The organism is Streptomyces uncialis, from assembly GCF_036250755.1.
Classification (GTDB): domain Bacteria; phylum Actinomycetota; class Actinomycetes; order Streptomycetales; family Streptomycetaceae; genus Streptomyces; species Streptomyces uncialis.
On sequence record NZ_CP109583.1, the window covers coordinates 63,156 to 77,736 of the forward strand.

14 protein-coding genes are annotated in these 14,581 nt (G+C 71.0%); 8 read left to right on the plus strand and 6 right to left on the minus strand.

What is annotated here, in order from left to right; all coding sequences use genetic code 11:
* Positions 1 to 991 precede the first annotated feature (991 nt).
* Positions 992 to 1,597 carry a restriction endonuclease gene (locus OG711_RS00280; RefSeq protein WP_329557974.1) on the minus strand — a complete coding sequence of 202 codons (606 nt, stop codon included), beginning with the start codon at positions 1,595 to 1,597 and terminating at the stop codon, positions 992 to 994.
* A gap of 657 nt (positions 1,598 to 2,254) precedes the next feature.
* On the opposite strand from OG711_RS00280, the gene OG711_RS00285 reads away from it, so the two are divergent.
* Complete coding sequence (locus OG711_RS00285; RefSeq protein WP_073792649.1) at positions 2,255 to 2,509, plus strand: hypothetical protein; 255 nt, start codon at positions 2,255 to 2,257, stop codon at positions 2,507 to 2,509.
* A gap of 176 nt (positions 2,510 to 2,685) precedes the next feature.
* Here OG711_RS00285 and OG711_RS00290 read toward each other — a convergent pair whose 3' ends face one another.
* The 4 genes from OG711_RS00290 to OG711_RS00305 all read right to left on the minus strand — a co-directional run bounded on the left by OG711_RS00290 (position 2,686) and on the right by OG711_RS00305 (position 7,078).
* Complete coding sequence (locus OG711_RS00290; RefSeq protein WP_329557975.1) at positions 2,686 to 3,465, minus strand: SDR family NAD(P)-dependent oxidoreductase; 780 nt, start codon at positions 3,463 to 3,465, stop codon at positions 2,686 to 2,688.
* Entirely contained in the window at positions 3,462 to 3,929 is a 468-nt protein-coding gene (locus OG711_RS00295) for a YbaK/EbsC family protein (protein ID WP_329557976.1), read from the minus strand. The genes OG711_RS00290 and OG711_RS00295 overlap by 4 nt, the downstream gene beginning before the upstream one ends.
* Before the next feature lie 115 nt (positions 3,930 to 4,044).
* Positions 4,045 to 4,968 (minus strand): trypsin-like serine peptidase, encoded by a 924-nt coding sequence (locus tag OG711_RS00300; RefSeq protein WP_329557977.1) that lies wholly within the window; start codon positions 4,966 to 4,968, stop codon positions 4,045 to 4,047.
* 304 nt (positions 4,969 to 5,272) lie between these two features.
* Complete coding sequence (locus tag OG711_RS00305; RefSeq protein ID WP_329557978.1) at positions 5,273 to 7,078, minus strand: helix-turn-helix domain-containing protein; 1,806 nt, start codon at positions 7,076 to 7,078, stop codon at positions 5,273 to 5,275.
* A 205-nt stretch (positions 7,079 to 7,283) separates the two neighbouring features.
* Between OG711_RS00305 and OG711_RS00310 the strand changes: the two genes are divergently transcribed.
* Both OG711_RS00310 and OG711_RS00315 read left to right on the plus strand, forming a co-directional pair.
* The gene (locus OG711_RS00310) at positions 7,284 to 7,631 is read left to right on the plus strand and encodes a hypothetical protein (RefSeq protein WP_329557979.1); all 348 of its coding nucleotides are present in this window, start codon (positions 7,284 to 7,286) and stop codon (positions 7,629 to 7,631) included.
* Positions 7,632 to 7,668: 37 nt separating this feature from the next.
* Complete coding sequence (locus OG711_RS00315) at positions 7,669 to 7,962, plus strand: hypothetical protein (RefSeq protein ID WP_073792643.1); 294 nt, start codon at positions 7,669 to 7,671, stop codon at positions 7,960 to 7,962.
* 256 nt (positions 7,963 to 8,218) lie between these two features.
* Here the strand turns inward: OG711_RS00315 and OG711_RS00320 are convergent, their stop codons facing one another.
* A complete protein-coding gene (locus OG711_RS00320; protein WP_329557981.1) occupies positions 8,219 to 9,271 on the minus strand; it encodes an Lrp/AsnC family transcriptional regulator in 1,053 nt (350 codons plus the stop codon).
* Between the two features lie 84 nt (positions 9,272 to 9,355).
* Between OG711_RS00320 and OG711_RS00325 the strand changes: the two genes are divergently transcribed.
* The 5 genes from OG711_RS00325 (at position 9,356) to OG711_RS00345 (ending at position 14,459) form a co-directional block, all read left to right on the plus strand.
* On the plus strand, positions 9,356 to 10,675 hold the full coding sequence (locus OG711_RS00325) for an MFS transporter (RefSeq protein WP_329557982.1): 1,320 nt from the start codon (positions 9,356 to 9,358) through the stop codon (positions 10,673 to 10,675).
* Complete coding sequence (locus OG711_RS00330) at positions 10,672 to 11,952, plus strand: amidohydrolase (RefSeq protein WP_329557983.1); 1,281 nt, start codon at positions 10,672 to 10,674, stop codon at positions 11,950 to 11,952. The genes OG711_RS00325 and OG711_RS00330 overlap by 4 nt, the downstream gene beginning before the upstream one ends.
* A gap of 17 nt (positions 11,953 to 11,969) precedes the next feature.
* Entirely contained in the window at positions 11,970 to 13,625 is a 1,656-nt protein-coding gene (locus OG711_RS00335; RefSeq protein ID WP_329557984.1) for an amidohydrolase, read from the plus strand.
* A gap of 107 nt (positions 13,626 to 13,732) precedes the next feature.
* On the plus strand, positions 13,733 to 13,867 hold the full coding sequence (locus OG711_RS00340; protein ID WP_329557985.1) for a hypothetical protein: 135 nt from the start codon (positions 13,733 to 13,735) through the stop codon (positions 13,865 to 13,867).
* Between the two features lie 7 nt (positions 13,868 to 13,874).
* Complete coding sequence (locus tag OG711_RS00345; protein WP_073792640.1) at positions 13,875 to 14,459, plus strand: GNAT family N-acetyltransferase; 585 nt, start codon at positions 13,875 to 13,877, stop codon at positions 14,457 to 14,459.
* Positions 14,460 to 14,581: the final 122 nt, after the last annotated feature.

The following is a 14,581-nucleotide window of genomic DNA, read 5'->3' on the forward strand; positions in this document are numbered from 1 at the left end:
GCGCTGGAGGGGCCCTGGTGCCATATGGCACCAGGGCCCCGAAGGAACTGCTACACCATCCGCCGGCCTGGATACTGCGCCGGCCTTCTGTTTCCGCACGCCCGACCACACTGCTGTCGGAGACGCGGGGATCGCGGTTGCTCGACCGGAGACCACCTCACTATCGATGTCCTGCGGTACCCGGGCCCAACACTTCCGCCCGGGCGATCCCGATGGCGCTCGGCTCCTCCGTTCTTCCCTCGGTGATCAGCAGTCCGCCGATCGCGGACCGCGTACTGTTCTGCACTGCTGGTGGTACGTACCGCTGATGGCCTGGGTGAGCGCCACCTTCCGGAAGCCAGCCCCGTCGCCTGTCCTGCGTCTTCCCTGGCTTGGAACCCCACTGCCGGACCTCCCGGTGCGCGCGTCCGCAGCCGACGCCTTCACCGAGGTGCTGCTCATTGACTTCACTGCTGGGCACCACGTACTTCACCTGCGTGTTACTGCCACCGCGCCGAGCGCGGTCCCACTGATGGCGGCCCCTGACCATTGCGGGCCCACCCGGTCCGGCTGTCAGTCCCGTCGCCTGTCCTGCGTCTGCTCCGGCTTCGGAACTCCACCGCCGTACCGCGACTGCATGTACTGCTGACCGGCAGTTCGTCTCTGCCAGGCCCTGCTGATCTCGGCTACAAGAGAAACCATAACCACGCCGCCACCCGATGTCTACTCCGGCCGACATAGATTTTCGCGGGTTGGCAAAGGAGGCAATCGGCCGCAGAAAGGCGATGAAGACGGTGGGGGCGGAGGAAGGCGGATGAGGGACAGCGGGTTCGGTGGAATCAACGGGCGTAGGGGCGCACCACGGCTCGCGGGCCGTCCGCGGCGCCCCGGACTGCGGGGAGCAGGATCACGACCGCCTCGGCACCGTGAGCTCCGAAACTCCGGCAGCAAGGCCCCGGGGCGCACCGGGCGGCGTGCTGCCGGGCCGGGGGTGCGCGGAGTCCGGCCAGGGTCAGGAAAAGGGAGTGGGGCGGCGTGGCGGGGGGACGGCCCGCAGGAGTTCCCACAGGGGTGCCGGGCCGGCGGCCCATCGGGCGAGGAGATGTCGGTCGACGAGGTGGAGCCGCTGATCGCGGGCGAAGTCCACCGCGTTGGCGGTGAAGCGTCCGTTGGTGACGAGGACGACGACGTCGCCGTGGTGGACGGGGCGGCCGGTGCCGTTCAGGACGTGGAGGTCGGGTGTGCCGACCGCGGCTCCGGCGAGTCCCGCCTTACGGTGCTTGCACTGGACGACCCAACGGCGGCCGAAGGGATCAGTGGCCTTCACATCGGCGCCGTTGTCACCCGCTCCCCCGACCTGGACGGCGTCCGGGCAGCCGTCACGGCGCATCAGGTCGCGCACGGCATGCTCGAACTGCCGGTGATGCAGGGCGTCGATCTGCGGCATCGCGTACCGCAGTCCGCGCTGTCGAACGCGTTCCCACCGGGCCCGCTCCCGTCGGCGCACCCCCCAGAAGACAAGCCCGCCCCCGACGGCTGCCAGCAGCAGGGCGGCGACAACCGGATGCGCGGCCAGCCACCGCAGCGCCCCCTCGACCACGCTCCACACCACCGCCACGGCGAACAGGCCGACAGCCGCCTGTTCCCAGCCCGAACTCCCGCCCCGACGCCGCCGGGCCGCTCCCGTTCCCCGGGCGGTTCCCCGAACCGGTCGCCGGACCGGCCGCCGGACCTGTCCACGTCCCGCTCGGCGAGCAGGTCGTCGCGGGCTCACAGACCACCGCCACCGGCCACGCGGACAAATCCGCCTGCCACCGACATACGCTGCCCCCCTGTGTTGCACGGCAAGCGACGCACCCGAACCCGTTCCCGGTACGCCACTGCGCCCAGTACGGACGCTCCCGGCCCTCCTGTGTACTCACCGAGGGACGGCACCACGGCCGACTCGGGAGGGAACGGCCACAAAACGACTGTCCTGGCCGGAACAGGCGTCCCCGGAAGGACACCGGGAGCGAGGCCGACCGCGCCGTCCGCCAGCACAGGACCCCACCCCGCCAGGGCAGGACTCCCGCCAGCCGACGTAGGGATCCCGCCGGCCGGTACCGCGAGGCCGGAGCCATCACCCTGCCGCCTCCGGAGCCAGCCGAAGGTGTGGTTTGGGGCCGGTTGCTCCGCACAGCGGTACACGAACACCCGACCCTGGACCGGGCGGCACACCAGCCTCTCCCAGCACGCGAGCCAAGCCCCATTCCGGAATCCGGAGCAAGGAGAAGACATGGCCACGTACGAGACCGAGATCCACACCGGCGGAGGAGGGTGGCAGCCGGACGAGCCACTCACCCTGTCCCTCGCCAACCGCACGGACGTCGTCCCCGAGAACGGTGCTCCCTCCACCGGCACCACCGTCAGCTGGTCCGGCGACGCGGGCAACGGCACCGTCACCTTCTTCGACAACGGCAGCTCGTTCCAGGGAACCGCCCAGTTCCCGGACGAAGGGCCGGTGGGCTACCGGGGAAACCGGGTCGACTGACCCGTTGACCGGAGCAGCGCGGGCCCTGTCCGACGACCGGACAGGGCCCGCGCGCCGCCTCATACAGTTCCCGGCGTCCACCCGCCGTGCTGCGCCGTCGGGCCCCGGTCCCCCGCCCCGGCGCAGGAGGCGGTGGACCAGCCAACGGCGGGACACGGCGTCGGGCGTCGGTGCGGTCAGTGGGAGGTCCAGCCGCCATCGACAGGCAGCACCGCACCTGTGAGGTAGGAAGCCGCCGGACCGGCCAACAGGAGTGCCGCGCCTACGAGTTCACCGGGGTCCGCCCAGCGTCCCATGGGGACCTGGTGTTCGAGGAAGTCCCGGACACGCGGGTCGTCGTCGGCGCCCTCGTTCAGCGGTGTGCGAAAAGGCCCGGGAGCCAGCGCGTTGACGCAGATGCCGGTGCCCGCGAGCTCGGCGCCGAGACTGCGGGTGAGCTGGACCACCGCGCCCTTGCTGGCCGCGTATCCGGCCCGGCCCGCGGCACCGACCAGTCCCAGAGCGCTGGCCATGGTGACGATGCGGCCGTACCCGGCTGCGCGCATCACCGGTACGACCGCCTGGCAGGCGAGGAAGGTTCCGACGACGTTGACGTCCAGGCAGCGGCGCAGCGTGGTGGCGTCGAGCTCGTCCAGGGTGCCTCGGGCCTGGATCCCGGCGCTGGTCACCAGTATGTCCAGGCGGCCGTGCCGGTCGACGATGTCGCGGACGAGGCCGCGGACCGAGTCGTCCTCGGTCACGTCGCAGGCCGTACCTGAAGCGGTGGCGCCGGTGCGGGCGGCGATTTCAGCCGCCGTCCGCTCGCACGCCTCCGCCCGTCGTCCGGCGACCACCACGGCGGCACCGGCGGACGCCAGGCCCAGCGCGATGGCCCGGCCCAGCCCGGTCGAGCCCCCGGTGACCAGCGCCACCTGCCCGGTGAGGTCCGTGCCCGGGCCGACGGAGTCCCCGGTCACGGGCCGACGGGGAGCAGGAGCCCGCCCGTGAGCCGGAGGAGTTCACCGGCGGTGGTGGGGAAGACCGTACGGGGTGTCCCGGCGGCGGCCCAGAGCTGGGGGTATTCGGTCAGCGCCGCGTCGACCACGGCGGGAAGCACCTGGGGGTGGCCGACCGGGGCCACGCCGCCGATCGCCTGTCCGGTGGCCTGGCGTACTTGTTCGGGGGTGGCACGCCGGAGCTTGCCGCGGCCCCACCGGGCGGCGAGCGCTTCGGTGTCCACCTTGTGCCGACCGCTGGTCAGGACCGGAACGGGCTGGTCGTCGGAGAGGAAGACGAGGCTGTTGGCGATCGCGCCCACGTCGCAGCCCAGGGCCTCGGCGGCTTCGACGGCCGTGCGCGTCGACTCCGTCAGCTCACGCACCTGGCCCGCGACACCGGCCGCGGCGAGGACGCGGGCCACCTCCATGCTGCGAGCGGGCATGAGCGTGCCTTTCTGAGGGGGCATCGGAGCACAGCGGTCAGCGCCTGCTGTCGCCGGATGCGGGGACGCTGGTGCGGGGACACGCTTCGGGGCAGGCCCCGGGCGCGGATCACCTTCAGGCGCGCTGGGCCCGGTCGTACACCGCCTTGGCCGTGGTGCGCAGTATCTCTCCGTACATCTTGGTCGGCTCCGTGGAGTCGAGGGAGGCATTGACCGAGACCAGGGTGCCCTTGCCTGTGGTGGTGTTGAAGTCGGCGAACCAGGGGCCGCCGCTGGCACCGCCGGACAGGTTGCAGCGGATCACCTGCGAGCCGTGCTCCTTCTTCGCCGTGCCGGTGCAGCGCAGGAGTTCCTCCCCGAGGTACGGGCGGGTGGCGGAGTAGCCGAGTGCGGAGATGGCGCCGCTCACAGGGCGGTTGAACGCGATGGCCTGACTGCCGACGACGTCGGTCAGCTTGCGGCCGTTCTTGTCGGCGTCGACGGCCAGGGCAGCCATGTCGTTGACCGAATCGTTCTGCCAGGCGCGCGGGGCGGCGGCGGCGCGGACCGCGAAGGCGCCGTACGGCTGCTTGCCCTTGTGGTAGCCGGGGACGAACACCATGTCGGTGTTGGTGTTGTAGGGAGAGGAACCCCGGCGCACGCAGTGGGCCGCGGTCATCACGACGGATTTGTTGGCGCTCTTCACGGCGGTGCCCGAGCACCAGGTGTCGGCTCCGGTGGCGTTGACGAAGAAGAGTCGTCCCACGGTCTTGAGGGTGCTGCCGCGCCAGGGCTTGGCATTCGGGCCGGTCGGTCCCAGGTCCACGGACTTGCCGACGGCCTTGATACGGGCGGGCTTCCAGTAGGCGAGAGCCGCCTTGCGCTCCTGGGCTGTGTACTTCAGGACGGAGACCGGGTCGGCCGCGGCGGCGGGTGCCGCCTGGGCGGGCATGGCGGCCGACGGGACCGGGGCGGCGAGGGCGAGGACCGTACCGGCCACGGCGAGTCCTGCGGCCGGGCCACGAAGACGCCGGATCGCGGAAGTGGGGGTCTCGGGCATGGCGGTTGTCTCCTCGGTTGGTGCGGGCAGCGGGCGGGCTGTCCGTTCGATCTTCAGGAGCGCGGAACCGGGCTGCCCGGTTGGCGCTGTCGCTGTCCTGTGACACGCGCGTGCGGATACGCGGACACACGCCCGGCGAACCCGCCGCCTGGGCGAACGGCCCGGAGCGGTTGGCCCCGGCGAACTGTCGGTGAGCCCGGCCACGGCGGATTGGGACAGAGCCCGTTTGGACGGAGCCGGTTCGGCGGTGCCGATCTTCGCGCTGATCCCACCTCAACCGCAGATGGACAAGGGGCATTCGCCCTCATGCCCGAGGAGGCCGGATCAGGTCCCTGAGCTCCCCGGGTCCGGCACTCGCCGGGTCATCCGGTCCATCCGGTCCATCCGGGGCGTCCGGGCTGGCCGGTCCATCTGGGCTGGCCGGGCTGGCCGGGTGGGGATCGTCACCGGAGCGGGTGGCAGGGTCCTCCCCCGCAACCGGGACCCAGCGCCGGGTGTTGGTGTCGTACAGATAGGCGGGCCCGCCTTGGACCGCGCTCGTACGGAACGGTCGGCCGCCGTCGTCGATCCGTACGCTCCCCGAGCGGTCGCCGCTGCTCCACTCCAGCTCCAGATACCAGTCGCAGTCACACTTCACCGTGCGGCCGGTGACGAGCAGGATCTCCGGGTCCCGGACCGAGACCCGGTACGGGAACGAGACGGCCGGGATCTTCACCCCTGAGTCGTTGCCGGGCACGGAACGCGCCGCCGGGCGGGCTGCGTCGAGGTCGGCATCGAACGTCCGGGGGGTCATCAGCCCTCCGCAGCCCATGCTCATCCCGTAGACGTTCCGGGGCCGCGGGGGACGCTGGGCGGCCACCCGGACGCGGAGCGCCTGAAGCACCACCGCCTGCTCGTCGCTGCCCTGGACGGTCACCCTGACCAGGGTGTCGCCCCCATGGACCGCCCCCAGGGAGCGGGCCCAGGGCTCGGCGTCGGACACGGAGGGCGGCGGGGGGACCGCCGCCGGCGCGCGGTCGACGATGTAGGAGTGGCTGCATCCGTTCGCCCAGATGTGCTGGTCGACACCCCAGGTGAACGGCAGGGCGTCGTTTCGAGGCTTTGTGTCCTCGACGGGTTCCGGGGACGCCGTACGGGAGCCGGTGCGGCTCGGGCCCGCAGAGGTCGAAGGACCGGCCGGTGGTCCGGAAGTGGTCGCCCGGGGCGAAGCGGACCCGGAGGGCCGGGCGGGCGGAGGGGGCTGCCGGGTGGACAGGGAGGGCAGGGCGGAGGAGGAGGCCGAGGTCGACGAGCTACCCGTGGGGCCGGAGGCGAGCGCGGAAGTGGCCCCGGCGCCCGCGTGCCGTGGGCCGGTGGCGCGCTCCCTGCCGACCTGGCCGTCCGGACCTTCCGAGGTGAACGGCGAGCGCTCGAACGCCAGCAGGACAATAAGGGTGAGGGTGGTCGCGAAGGCGACCAGCCCGGTGGTACGGGCCGCCCGGCGCCGCCACCGTCGTAACTCCGGTGGCACGACAGCCTTGCTCGACTCCCGTCGTGACCCGTCGACCACCCGTTCCTTCAAGGCGGCGCTGGGATCGGGGGAATCCCCGACGGCGGCGGTTCCGACGCCCTCCAGGACCTCGGGCTCTTCGGGCTCTTCGGGTGCTTCGGGTGCTTCGGGGACTTCGGGGATCTCCGGTGCTTCAGGAGACACCGACCCGTCGCCGCCTTCCGGGACGGCCCCGCCGCGGCCCGGTCCCGGCAGCTGCTCCGGCCCCTCGGCCGTACTCCGCTCCGGCTCGGTGGCCGCACTCCGCTCCGCTTCCGTCGCCGCGCGCCGCTCCTGCGTCCCGGCAGCCGCCGCCTCCTGACGTCTGCGGCGCTCCCCGTCCGCCAGTACCCAGAGGCGGTGCAGCGCGACGAGTGCCTCGCCCCGGCACCCGCACAGCGACGCCAGCCGTTCGATCGGGGCGAACTCCAGCGGCACGGTGCGACCGGAGCAGTAGCGGTGGAGGGTGGACGCGCTGACTCCCACCCGGCGGGCCAGAGCTCCGTAGCTGCGCCCCGACGCCTCCCGCATCTCGCCCAGTCGGCGTGCGAACGCCTCGGTCTCCGACTCCCACGCGCTCAACCGTTCCAGCTCCCCAGCGTTCCAGTGCGGCGTTCCACCCCTGTCGGGTAATCCCACATCAGTGGGGGTGGAATGGTTCCACCGTTCCACCAGTGGCCACCGTGCTTGCCGCCGTTCGCCGGGCTGCCGAAGCTGTTGATCGTCAAGTCGACCGCTCAACAGGGGGAAGCGACTCCATGAACGAAGCGACCATCGAGGTGTCCCCGTGACCCGCTCGTCCACGCTATGGCTCCGTTCCACCGCCGTGGCCCTTGCCGCCTCGGCGTGCCTGGTCGGAGGTGTCACGTCCACCCAGGCGGCCCCGGCAGGCGCCGCGGCCGCCCCGGGAAGCACCCACCAGTACGGCAAGGCAGTGCCTGAGGTGAGGACGTTCACCGGTACGGGGATGGGCGTCTACCCCTCCCACGCGGTGAACGGTGCGGTCCGGATGGCCTTCACGATCGCCCAGTCGGCCGGCTGGCAGGCGAACCAGTGTCACGTCCGCGCCACCGACGTCAGGCCGGTCAGCGGTGGCATGTACACCGCTGTCGCCGATCTGTTCTGCCAGCGCTGAACCACACCGATCTCCACCAAGAGAAGAGGAAACCGATATGACCTCGATGTTCGTCCGGAGTAGCGCAGCCGCCCTTGCTTTCGCGGGCCTCGCCCTGTTCGCGCCGACGGTCGCACACGCCGACGCCGGTGCCAAGGAGACGCTCTCCTTCACGGGCTCCGCGTACGAGAACAGCCCCAAGGAAGCGAAGCGGGAAGCCGAGAACTCGGCCCGCCGGGGCGCGCTGATCCACGGATTCCTCCATGAGCAGTGCGTGCTGCTCTACGCCGAGTCCTATCGGCTCGCCCCCGGTTACTACGCGGCCAACGCCGCCATCAGGTGCACCCGTTGACCAGGTGCACCCGCTGATCAGCTGAGGCCGTTCACGAGTTCGCTCGGGAGCGGTGAGCGATGTCCCGCCCGGGCGTGCGACCCGGGCGGGACATCGGCGTTTCCGCACTCGCCCGTCCAGTACGGGGCCGCCGCACTCGCCCGTTCACGGCGGGCCGCCGCGCGCACTTCGTCGGCCAGCAGTCGTAAGTGGTTCGCGGGGCCCGGACTTTCGCGGGAGTGGGTTCGGGTTTCGCGACGGTCGGTTCGGCGCTCTTCTAGAGGTTCGGGGGCAGGGGGATGTGCTGGGTGGCGCGGCCGTGGCGGTCGAGGAGTCGGCCCATGCGTTTCGGTGAGTGGAGTGCGACGGTGCGGTCCTCGACTTCGAGGTGCGGGAAGCGGTCGGCGAGAAGGTTCTCGAAGGGGCCGATGCCGTTCAGGTCATGGAGCCAGGCCATGAGGAGCAGATTGCGGGGTCCGCTCACGGAGACCGCGAGACGGACCTGTTCCATGTGGGCCAGGCCGATGCCGGTCTGTTCGAGATGCTGGTGGGGGACGCGGGCGCGGTAGATGACCATGGCGCGGTAGCCGGCCAGGGGGTGGGCGATGTCGCAGCGCAGGGTGAGGTCACGGTCGCGGAGCATCTGGAGGAGTCGTCTGCGGGCGGTGTGCTCGCTCAGGCCCGCGGCTTCACCGAGGGCCTTGTAGCTGAGCCGTCCGTCGAGGCCGAGGGCGGCGCGCAGGTCGTGGTCCTGCTGGGTCAGGCGGGTGCGCATATGGGAGCTGTAGGTGTCGCGGACGGTGGTGCGGGATTCCGGCAGCTGGGCGCGTGCGGCGGAGTCGATGGCGCGGGTGCGCCAGTCGCTGCCCTCGCCGAAGACGGTGATGCCGAGCCGGGTCCGGGTGGAGTGGACGCCCGGCAGACCGCCGATGGTGCCGTGGACGGCGGTGCCCAGGGAGTGGAGGTCGGGGGCGGCGACGGAGAGGAAGAGGTCGAAGTCGTCGGCGGTCTCGTCGACGCTGAAGATCCAGGGCATCCGGGCGAGCGTGCGGCTGACCTGTTCGAAGCTGCCCGGCCGGCAGCGGACTTCGACATAGGCGACGGTGGCCGCGTGCGGCGCCTCGTAGGCGGTGATCCAGGCCAGGCCGAGGGTGTGCAGTCGTTCCCAGTGGCGGGCGACGGTCGTCGCGTCGATTCCCAGGACCCGGCCCAGTTGGGACCAGGTGGCGCGCGGGGAGGACTGGAGGGCGTCGACGAGCGCCAGGTCCACTTCTGAGAAGGCGGTCCGGTAATCCGGCTCAGCGGATCCGGGAGTGAGGCTTTCCTGCATATCCGATGCTTCTTCCTTCGGTAACCGGACCATGGAGCAGTCCCCGCCACGGTCGATTATCGGCCACTGCTGGAAGGAGCAGCGATGACTGCTTCTCGTCCTCGCGTCGGTTCGCGTCCTCGGCTGAGTGGTCCGGCGCGTCTCACCGTGGCCTTGCTGTTCGCGGCCTGGTTCATCGACTACGCAGACCGTTTGATCATCAACTTGGTGCTGCCGTCGATCGGCGAGGAGTTCGATCTCAGCCGCAGCCAGCAGGGTGTGGTGCTGTCGGTCTTCTTCCTCGCGTACGCGCTCTGCCAGATACCTGGCGGCATGCTGGCCGACCGGTTCGGAGGGCGGAGGATGGTGCTGTGGGCGCTGGCGGCCTGGACTGTGTTCACCGTTCTGACCGGGTTCGCCTGGTCGTTCGCCGCGCTGCTCGTGCTGCGGGTGCTCTTCGGTCTGGCTCAGGGGGTCTTTCCGCCGGCGGCCGCCAAGGTGCTGGCGGAGCGGACGGGCAAGGAGGAGCGGATGCGGGCCAACGGGCTCGTGCTCAGTTCCAATTCGCTGGCCGCGGTGTTCACGCCGCTGGCTGTGGCACCGCTGGTGGCCGCCTTCGGTTGGCGCTCGGCCTACATCTCCGTCGCCGCGATCGGTGTGTTCGTCTACACGGCGATCCGTATGCGTCTGCCACAGCCGCTGCCGCAGACTCCGGGCGGGGAGGAAGGGGACTCCGCCGTGGCAGAGGGCTCCGCCGCGGCGCCGAGGTCCGATGTGCGGGCTCTGCTGAGGTGGGGGACGCTGTGGCGGTTCGCCGCGATGATGTTCGGCTACAGCATCATCATCTGGGGCCTCAACAGCTGGGTGCCGACCTATCTCAATGACGAGCGGGGAGTGCCGATCGAGGCGGCGGGGCCGCTGCTGGCCGTCCCGGCGCTGGCGGCCACCGTCGGCACCATCATCGGCGGACAGCTGTCGGACCGGCTGGCGGGACAGCACTGGAAGGTGATCGTCCCTGGCATGTCGGTGGCCGCCGCCGCGCTGCTGCTCATGGCCTACGCGTCCGGCCTCGCCGCGTTCGTCGTCTTCGGCACCGTCGCGATCTTCGCCACGTCCCTGAGCTACATGCCGATCTTCGCGGTCCCCATGCGGAGCCTTCCCGCCCGGCAGATGGGTGTGGCCACGGGTGTCATCATCTTCGGCGGCCAGCTCGCCGGTGTGGTGGCTCCCAGCGTGATGGGGGTGCTCGCCGACGCCTTCTCCTTCCAGGTCGCCTTCGCCTTCCTCGTCCTGGGCGCGGTCGTCGCCGCTGTCATGGCCTGTCTCACCCCCCAGACCACCGAGGCTCTGCTGGCCGATGCCCGGGGACGAGTCCCCGACGCGGTCAAGGAGTCCTCAACCTCCATGGAAAAGGAACTCCCGTGACCCACACCTCCCCTGCCCTGACGGCCGGACTGGAAGCCCTCCTGCCGGACCTGCGGGCCGTTTACGAAGACCTGCACGCCCACCCCGAGCTGTCCTTCCAGGAGAGGCGCACCGCCGGGATCGTCGCCGGCAGGCTGCGCGACCAGGGCTGGGACGTCACGGAAGGTGTCGGTGTGACGGGCGTGGTCGGTGTCCTGCGCTCCGGCGAGGGGCCGACCGTACTGCTGCGCGCGGACATGGACGGGCTGCCGGTGAAGGAGGAGACCGGCCTGCCCTACGCGTCGCACGTCACCGCGGTCACCGAGCAGGGCGAGACGGTGCCGGTCATGCACGCGTGCGGGCACGACGTCCATGTGACCTGTCTGCTGGGCGCCACCGCGCTGCTTGCCGCCAACCGGCAGTCCTGGCGCGGCACCGTCGTGGCGGTCTTCCAGCCCGCCGAGGAGGTCGGAGGCGCCCCGGCGATGATCGAGGACGGTTTCCTGGACCGCTTCCCCCGGGCCGATGTCTGTCTGGGCCAGCATGTGGCGCCCGTTCCCGTCGGATTCGCCGGTACCCGGCACGGCACGGTGATGGTGGCGTCCGACAGCCTGCATGTCCGGCTGTTCGGCTCCGGTGGCCATGGATCGGCGCCGGAGACCACCGTGGACCCGGTCGTGATGGCCGCGGCGATCGTCATGCGGTTGCAGACCGTGGTCTCCCGCGAGGTCTCCGCCACTCAGCTGGCGGTGGTCACCGTCGGCTCGCTCCAGGCGGGGACGAAGGAGAACATCATCCCCGACACCGCCGAACTGAGGATCAACATTCGTAGTGCCACTCCCGCGGTGCGCGAGAAGGTCCTCACGGCCGTCAAGAGGATCATCCGTGCCGAAGCGGACGCCTCCGGCGCGCCCCGGGAACCTCTCGTCACCGACCTGCCGAACTTCCCCCTCACCGTCAACGACCCCGACGCGACGGACAAGGTGCTCGCGGCGATGGCCCGGGTGGTCGGGCCGGAGCGGGCCTTCACCCTGCCCGGGCCGCTGACCGGCAGCGAGGACTTCGGAACGTTCGGATCGGCCCTCGGCGTCCCCTCGGTCTTCTGGCACTTCGGCGGCCTGGACCCGGCGGGCTTCGCGGGCTTCCGGCCGGCGGACCTCGTCGACCAGGGACTCCCCTCAGGTGTCCCCGGCAATCACTCACCCCGCTTCGCCCCGCTGGCCGGACCCGCCCTCGACACCGGTGTGCGCCTGCTGCTCGGCGCGGCCGCCGAATGGCTCACCCCTCCCGGCAACTGAAAGGACCGGCGACGTCAGTGACCCAGCATCCGGACACCATTTTCCTCAATGCCGACATCCTGACCATGGACCCGGTCCGCCCGCATGCACAGGCCCTGGCCGTGCGCGGCCGCCGCATCCAACACCTCGGCGACCGCCAGGAGGTCCTGGCGTTGCGTGGCGCCACCACCGAGGTGGTCGACCTGGGCGGGCAGACCCTGCTGCCCGGGTTCGTCGAAGCGCACGGGCATCCCACCATCATGGCGCTCGCGCTGGCCCCGCCCGCCCTGGATGTACGTCCCTTCACCGAACCGACCGGCGACGGTGTGCTGCGCCGCATCCGGCGGGCGGTGCGGGCCGCGCCGCACGAACCGGTCGCGGCCTACGGCATCGACCTGCTCCTCCAGCGCGATCTCCCTCTCCTCGACCGCGTCCTGCTCGATGAGCTGGCACCCCACGCGCCGCTGGTCGTGTTCTCCAACAGTGGCCACGCCGCGTACGCCAACACCGCTGCGCTGCGAACGGCGGGCATCACACGCCACACCCCGGACCCCGCCGGATCACGGTTCATCCGCGACCAGCACGGCGAACCCACCGGCGAGGCCCATGAAACGGGTGCCGTCGAAGCGCTGATGTGGACCGTGGCAGGCGACAAACTGGAACCTCATACCCTCAGGGCGTCCCTGGAATGGGCCTACGCCCAGCACGCCTCGGCCGGTATCACCACGGCGACCGACATGGCCACCCCGCCCCATCTGCTCGCCGCGCTGACCGCGGCGGCCGAGCGTCCCCACGTCCCCCTGCGCGTCCGCTCCTACCTCATCGGCACCCCCGAACTCGCCGCCGACCCCGGCAGTCTCTTCGGGGCCGATCCCGGGGCCGAGCGGCTCTTCGCGGTCTCGGGTGTGAAGCTGTGGGCCGACGGCACCCCCTGGCAGGGCAGCATCGCCACCAGTTTTCCCTTCCAGGACAACGAGGCCACGCTGCGCATCGGCATGAACCACTGCACCCACGGCCCCATGAACTACACCCCCGACCAATTGGCCGATCTGGCCGCGGCGTTCCTCTCCCGAGGGATATCCGTCGCCTGCCATGTGCACGGGGACGTGACCTTCGACGCCGTCCTGGAGGCCTACACGCGCGTCGCCCGGACCGATCCTGATCTCCTGCGCCGACTCCGTCCCCGGATGGAGCACTGCGGCGCCGTCACTCCCCCGCAGTTCCGCCGCGCGGCCGAACTCGGAGCCACGGTAAGTCTGTTCATGGACCACGTCCGCTGGTGGGGTGACGTCCTGGCCGACGATCTGTTCGGCCCGCGGACCGCCGAGACCTGGATGGCGGCCCGCTCGGCCTGGGACGCCGGACACCGGCTCTCCCTCCACAACGACGGCGCCTGCTCACCCACCGACCCGCTGTCGAGCATCGCCACCGCCCTCACCCGCCGCGCCCATCCCAGCGGCCGTGTCCATGGAACCGATGAACGGCTGACGATCGACCAGGCGCTGCGTACCGTCACCGCGAATCCCGCTTGGCAGCTCTCCCTGGAGAACGACATCGGCTCCCTGCGCCCCGGTATGCAGGCCGACCTGACGGTCCTCGACCGCGACCCGCGCACCGCCGACCCCGACCGCTTCCTCGACCAGGTGTCCGTCACCGGAACCTGGCTGGGCGGTCGCCCCACCTGGACAGCCTGACCTCTGGCACCCGGATCGGCCCGCACCCTGTACGGCGAGCTGGCGTGCCTTCCGGGGGAGGACGCCGCCGCACGGCTCACCAGGTCTTGCCGGCCTGCTCCCGGACCGTGCGGTTGGTCGTCACGTTCACCGTCGTCGAAGGCCGGATCACCGTAATCGCGGTCGTGACCGACCCGGCCGAGCTCGCGCTGATGGACCTGCCGACGCAGGTGCGAAGTAGTCCGGAGTCGCGCTTGTCATGATGGTGCGATGACGGATCCGACAGCTCCCGTGGTCCCGGTCGGCAGCATGAGTGCCGGTGTTCAGCCCGTTCTCGGTCTTGCGAGTGGCTTCGAGTTGCGGCCGTGGGAGCGCGACGATGCCGAAGTGCTGGTGGAGTCATGCCTCGATCCTGAGGTTCAGCACTGGAATCGGCCCGGATATCTGTCGTTGGACGAGGCGCGCGAGAAGATCTCGCGCTGGCGGCGGCGTTGGGAAGCGGAAGAGGCCGCGATCTGGGCGATCTCCCGCCCTGACGGCGGTACGCCCGTCGGCTTGATAGGACTGGCCGACATCGACCTCCGAAGTGGTGGCGCCGAGATCCTGTACTGGCTGCTGCCTGCGGGCCGAGGACACGGAGCCATGACCGACGCGACGGTCCGGATCAGCCGGTGGGCCCTGGACGAGCTGGGCCTGCACCGGCTCCGGATCACCCACTCCGTGGGCAACCCGGCGTCCTGCCGGGTCGCGACGAAGGCCGGATTCCCTCTGGAGGGCACCATGCGGAGCGCTCTTCTGCACTCGGACGGATGGCACGACGAGCATCTGCACGCACGCGTCCGAGGCGACCGGTGACCGCAACGGCGGAGCGGAGTGCGGCCGTCCCCGTCCGGGATTGGGGAGGCGGGGCCTTGACACCCGTCGAACCGGTCGCGGGCGGCAGCGGCGATCCGCCGCCGGTCGATACGACGCGGCGG